This window comes from Streptomyces sp. SM1 (assembly GCF_002910825.1).
Lineage (GTDB): Bacteria > Actinomycetota > Actinomycetes > Streptomycetales > Streptomycetaceae > Streptomyces > Streptomyces okerensis.
This window is the reverse complement of record NZ_NEUB01000210.1, coordinates 1-5,321: the sequence shown is the minus strand read 5'-3', so window position 1 is coordinate 5,321 and position 5,321 is coordinate 1. Positions and strand designations below refer to the sequence as shown.

The following is a 5,321-nucleotide window of genomic DNA, read 5'->3' as shown; positions in this document are numbered from 1 at the left end:
GGAGGTGGCGGTCGCCGTCCGGGTGGGCGAAGCGGTCGTCGGGGACGGCGACGGTGACGGCGACCGGGCAGGAGCGGCGGATGAGGGGGAGGCGGACGGCGCCGGCCGGAAGGTGGACGAGGTGAGTCCCCGCCGGGGCAGCGCCTCGCAGGCCACGCCGTCGTCCGGACCCGGGTCCTCGTCGAGCCGGTGCGGATCACTCGGGTCCAGGTCGAAGAAGGTCTGTGCGTCCTCCTGGTAGGTGAAGTCGCTGCAGTCCAGGTCCTGGGCGTGAGCGGTGTCGGCCAACGGCACGATCGCGCAGAGCGCGATCAGCGTGCCTATGGCACCGGTGCGACGACGCATGGAGCGCCTCCTTTCCGGCCACGGGTGGCTCGCGCTTCGACGCTAGGCGCGCCCCCGCGCCGGGGCGCGCGGCGCTGAGCCGATCGGGTGCTTCGCCCGGACGCGGACACCGGGCGCGCGGACCGGCCGGATGGACGTCCGCGCGGGGAATGGATCACACACGCGCGGTGTGCCGTTGACACCGGGTGCCAGGGCTTCTAGCGTCACGTCTGCTGAAGGTACTAAGCGGTCGCTCATTTGAATGAGTCCGGCCGCAGGAGCCGCATCCCAAGGGCGAGGAGAAGCAGCAATGTCCACCACTGAGCAGCGGGTCGCGGTCGTCACCGGCGCCGCGCGCGGCATCGGCGCCGCCACCGCCGTACGACTGGCCGCCGAAGGCCGCGCGGTCGCCGTGATCGACCTCGACGAGGCCGCATGCAAGGACACCGTCGAGAAGATCACCGCCGCCGGCGGCAAGGCGCTCGCGGTCGGCTGCGACGTCTCCGACGAGGCGCAGGTCGAGGCCGCCGTCGCGCGGATCGCCGAGGAGCTCGGCGCGCCCACCATCCTGGTCAACAACGCGGGCGTGCTGCGCGACAACCTGCTGTTCAAGATGAGCGTCTCCGACTGGGACACCGTCATGAACGTGCATCTGCGCGGCGCCTTCCTGATGTCGAAGGCCTGCCAGAAGCACATGGTCGACGCCGGATTCGGCCGGATCGTGAACCTGTCCTCCTCGTCCGCCCTCGGTAACCGGGGCCAGGTCAACTACTCCGCCGCCAAGGCCGGTCTGCAGGGCTTCACCAAGACCCTCGCCAAGGAGCTCGGCAAGTTCGGCGTCACCGCCAACTCGGTCGCTCCCGGCTTCATCGCCACCGAGATGACCAAGGCCACCGCGGACCGCGTCGGCATGGGATTCGAGGACTTCAAGGCCGCCGCCGCCACCCAGATCCCGGTCGCCCGCGTCGGCGAGCCCGAGGACATCGCCAACGCCATCGCCTTCTTCACCGGCGAGGCCGCCGGCTTCGTCTCCGGCCAGGTGCTGTACGTCGCCGGCGGACCGCTCGACTAGGAAGACCGGGAACATGACTGCTGTGGAACTTTCGGGCAAGGTCGCCCTGATCACCGGCGCCAGCCGCGGTATCGGCTACGGTGTCGCCGAAGCGCTCGTCGCGCGCGGTGACCGGGTCTGCATCACGGGCCGGGGTGAGGACGCCCTCAAGGAGGCCGTCGAGAAGCTCGGTCCGGACCGGGCGGTGTACGTCGCGGGCAAGGCGCACGACGAGGCCCACCAGGCCGTGGCCGTCGAGCGCGCCATGGAGGCCTTCGGCCGCGTCGACTACCTGGTCAACAACGCCGGTACCAACCCGGTGTTCGGCGCGATCGCCGACCTCGACCTGAACGTGGCGCGCAAGGTGTTCGAGACCAACGTGATCTCGGCACTGGGCTTCGCCCAGAAGACCTGGCACGCCTGGCAGAAGGACAACGGCGGCGCGATCGTCAACATCGCCTCCGTCGCCGGTCTCGCGCCCTCGCCGTTCATCGCCGCGTACGGCGTCAGCAAGGCCGCGCTGATCAACCTGACCCAGCAACTGGCGCACGAGTTCGCGCCCCGGGTGCGGGTCAACGCCATCGCCCCGGCCGTGGTGAAGACCAAGTTCGCACAGGCGCTGTACGAGGGCCGGGAGGCGGAGGCCGCCGCCGGGTACCCGCTGGGCCGGCTCGGTGTGCCGTCGGACATCGGCGGCGCCGCCGCCTTCCTCACCTCCGACCAGTCGGACTGGGTCACCGGCCAGACCCTGGTGGTCGACGGCGGCATCTTCCTGAACGCCGGCGTGGCCTGACCCGTACCGGCCCGCGCGTGCTCACAGGCGCACGCGAGGGCCGGTTCCGGACAGTCCCGACACGGGCGCCCGTTGACGAAAACGGCGCCCGTGTCGGCGTATCCGGTCCGCGACGGCGAGTGACAACGTAGTCATCGGGAAGTTGATCTCAACGGTTGCACCGGGGAGGGTCAGCGGGCGCTTACCTGCGGTATGGTCTGCCGACCCTTGGCGTGGCAGATCGAGGAGCGTGCGCGTGTTCAACCGGAACCGATGCCTGCGGCGGGTGGCGGCCATCGCGTCCATATCGTCCCTGGTGACCGGATGCGGCCTTTTGTCCCCCGACGACCCGGACGACGCGGGACCTATCGTCGTGGGAACCACCAGTTCGCCCAGCACGCTGGATCCTGCCGCCTCCTGGGACAGCTCCTGGGAGCTTTTCCGCAACATCTACCAGACCCTGCTGAGTTACCCGGTGGGAGCGACCAGCCCCCAGCCGGACGCCGCGGAGAGCTGCGAGTTCTCCGACAGCTCCAACAAGGTCTTCCGCTGCGAACTGCGCGAGGGGCTGACGTTCTCCGACGGCGGCACGCTCGACGCCAAGGCGGTCAAGCACTCGATCGACCGGATCCGGCAGATCAACGTCAACGGTGGTCCGGCCGGTCTGCTGGGCAGCCTCGAGAGGGTGCAGGCGCCCAGCGAACGCGAGGTCGTCTTCTACCTCAACAAGGCGGACGCCACCTTCCCGTTCGTGCTCGCCACCCCCGCGATGTCGATCGTCGACCCGGACGCCTACCCGGCGGACGCGCTGCGCGAGGAGTCCGGCATCGTCGGTTCCGGGCCGTACGCCCTCCAGTCGTACGAGGAGGGCGAGAAGGCCGAACTCGTCCGGAACGACCGCTACAAGGGCTTCGCCGAGCGGAAGAACAGCGCGGTGACCGTCCGCTACTTCCAGGATTCCGCCACCATGGTCAAGGCGCTGCGCGACGAGCAGGTCGACCTGACGTACCGCGGTCTCGCCGCGGACGACGTCATCGAATTCCAGGGCAAGGCGTCCAAGGAAGAAGAGATCCAGGTCATCGAGGGCACCGGGACCGACATCAACTACCTGGTGTTCAACCCGAAGGACCCGTGGGCCGGCAAGAAGGCGGTGCGCCAGGCCATCGCGCAGATCGTCGACCGCGCGGCGATCGCGCACAAGATCTACCGGGACACCGTCGATCCGCTGTACTCGATGGTCCCCAAGGGCCTGACCGGGCACACCACCGGGTTCTTCGACGACTACGGTGATCCCAGCGTCGACAAGGCCGAGGAGATCCTCACCGACGCGGGCATCGACGAGACGGTCCCGCTCACGCTCTGGTACACCACGGACCGCTACGGCTCCGAGACCGCGCTGGAGTTCAAGGAGCTCAAGCGGCAGCTGGAGGCGTCGAAGCTGTTCGACGTCACGCTCAAGAGCCGCCCCTGGAAGACGTACGTCGAGGGCTACCAGAAGGGCGAGTACCCGGTGTTCGGGCGCGGCTGGTCCCCCGACTTCCCGGACGCGGACAACTTCGTCGCCCCCTTCGTCGGCAAGCAGAACGCCCTCGGTACGCCCTACGAGGCGAACAGGATCACGACCGAGCTGCTGCCCAGCTCCCGCCGGGAGAGCGACCGCGGCAACGTGGTGAAGCAGTTCGAGGAGGCCCAGGAGATCCTCGTCGAGGACGCGCGGCTGCTGCCCCTGTGGCAGGGACGGCAGTACGTGGCGGCCAGCCGGGAGATCTCGGGCGCGGAGCGGTCGATGGACCCGTCCACGATCATGATGGTGTGGCAGCTGTCCCGGAAGACGAGCTGGTAGAGGCGGTGGCACCCGGCCGCGGGGCCGGGTGTCAGTGGTCGCCTGTAGGTTCTGTGACCTGGAAGTGACCGCACACGTGAGGACATTGACGTGACCGACATCGCCATGCTGCCCGAGTCCTGGCGCGGGGTTCTGGGCGACGAACTGCAGCAGCCCTACTTCAAGGAGCTGACCGAGTTCGTCGAGGAGGAGCGGGCGAAGGGTCCCGTCTATCCGCCCCACGAGGAGGTCTTCGCGGCGCTGGACGCCACGCCGTACGACAAGGTGAAGGTCCTGATCCTCGGTCAGGACCCCTACCACGGCGAGGGCCAGGGACACGGCCTGTGCTTCTCGGTCCGGCCGGGTGTCAGGATCCCGCCGTCCCTGCGGAACATCTACAAGGAGATGCACACCGAGCTGGGCACCCCCGTTCCGGACAACGGCTATCTGATGTCCTGGGCGGAACAGGGCGTGCTGCTGCTCAACGCGGTGCTCACGGTGCGCGCCGGTGAGGCCAACTCGCACAAGGGCCGGGGCTGGGAGCGGTTCACCGACGCGGTCATCCGCGCGGTCGCCGGCCGCCCCGACCCGGCGGTCTTCGTGCTGTGGGGGAACTACGCGCAGAAGAAGCTGCCGCTGATCGACGAGAGCCGGCACGTGGTGGTCAAGGGGGCGCACCCCTCACCGCTGTCGGCGAAGAAGTTCTTCGGCTCCCGTCCGTTCACCCAGATCGACGCGGCGGTGGCCGCGCAGGGCCACGAGCCGATCGACTGGACGGTTCCCTCCCGGGGCTGAGGCCGCCCGGCGCCGGGTGCGGGCTGCCGGCCGGACCCGCACCCGGCGTCCCGGTGCTGCGGAGCGGCTGTCCGGTATCGCCCCTGCCGACGGCTAGCGTCGGTGGCGACAGCCGGCGACCGGTGCGGAGGACGTGGTGGCGGAGCGACAGGGGCAGGCGGCGCCGGACGCCGTGCTGACGCGGATCGGTCAGGTCGTGATGCTGCACCACGCGGGGGACCGAGAGGAGGCCCGGAACCGCTTCCTCGGGCTGTGGGCGGAGATCGGCGAGCACGGCGACCCGCTGCACCGCTGCACCCTCGCGCACTACCTCGCTGCCACCCAGGACGACCCCGGGGACGAACTGGCCTGGGACCTGCGGGCCCTGACCGCCGCGGAGGAGGTCGCGGACGACCGCGCCGGCGCGTATGAGGACTCCCCGGCGGTGCGCGCCCTCTACCCGTTGCTGCAGCTGAACCTCGCCACCGACTACGCCCGCCTCGGCCGGGCCGACGCCGCCCGCAGCCACCTCCGCCGGGCCCGGGACGCGGCCGGCGCTCTCGCCGACGACCGCTACG

At 70.0% G+C, this 5,321-nt stretch carries 5 protein-coding genes and 1 pseudogene; 5 read left to right on the top strand and 1 reads right to left on the bottom strand.

What is annotated here, in order from left to right:
- Positions 1-345, bottom strand: a pseudogene (locus B9S61_RS04835) (excalibur calcium-binding domain-containing protein); the annotation flags it as partial.
- Positions 346-634: 289 nt separating this feature from the next.
- Here B9S61_RS04835 and fabG point away from each other — a divergent pair.
- From fabG to B9S61_RS04810, 5 genes are all read left to right on the top strand, one after another.
- A complete protein-coding gene (fabG, locus tag B9S61_RS04830; protein WP_103541078.1) occupies positions 635-1,396 on the top strand; it encodes a 3-oxoacyl-ACP reductase FabG in 762 nt (253 codons plus the stop codon).
- A 13-nt stretch (positions 1,397-1,409) separates the two neighbouring features.
- Entirely contained in the window at positions 1,410-2,168 is a 759-nt protein-coding gene (locus tag B9S61_RS04825; RefSeq protein WP_103541077.1) for an SDR family oxidoreductase, read from the top strand.
- Between the two features lie 235 nt (positions 2,169-2,403).
- Entirely contained in the window at positions 2,404-3,990 is a 1,587-nt protein-coding gene (locus tag B9S61_RS04820; protein WP_181007247.1) for an ABC transporter substrate-binding protein, read from the top strand.
- 90 nt (positions 3,991-4,080) lie between these two features.
- Positions 4,081-4,764: a uracil-DNA glycosylase gene (gene ung, locus B9S61_RS04815; RefSeq protein WP_103541075.1), complete on the top strand. Its 684-nt coding sequence runs from the start codon at positions 4,081-4,083 to the stop codon at positions 4,762-4,764.
- A gap of 136 nt (positions 4,765-4,900) precedes the next feature.
- Positions 4,901-5,321 (top strand): hypothetical protein (locus B9S61_RS04810; RefSeq protein WP_103541074.1); only part of this gene is annotated, 421 nt, incomplete at its 3' end.

What these genes read in the sequence shown, in the direction of transcription:
- B9S61_RS04825 (WP_103541077.1), top strand. Translation starts at nt 1,410, where the DNA reads ATGACTGCTGTGGAACTTTCGGGCAAGGTCGCCCTGATCACCGGCGCC.
- fabG (WP_103541078.1), top strand. Translation starts at nt 635, where the DNA reads ATGTCCACCACTGAGCAGCGGGTCGCGGTCGTCACCGGCGCCGCGCGC.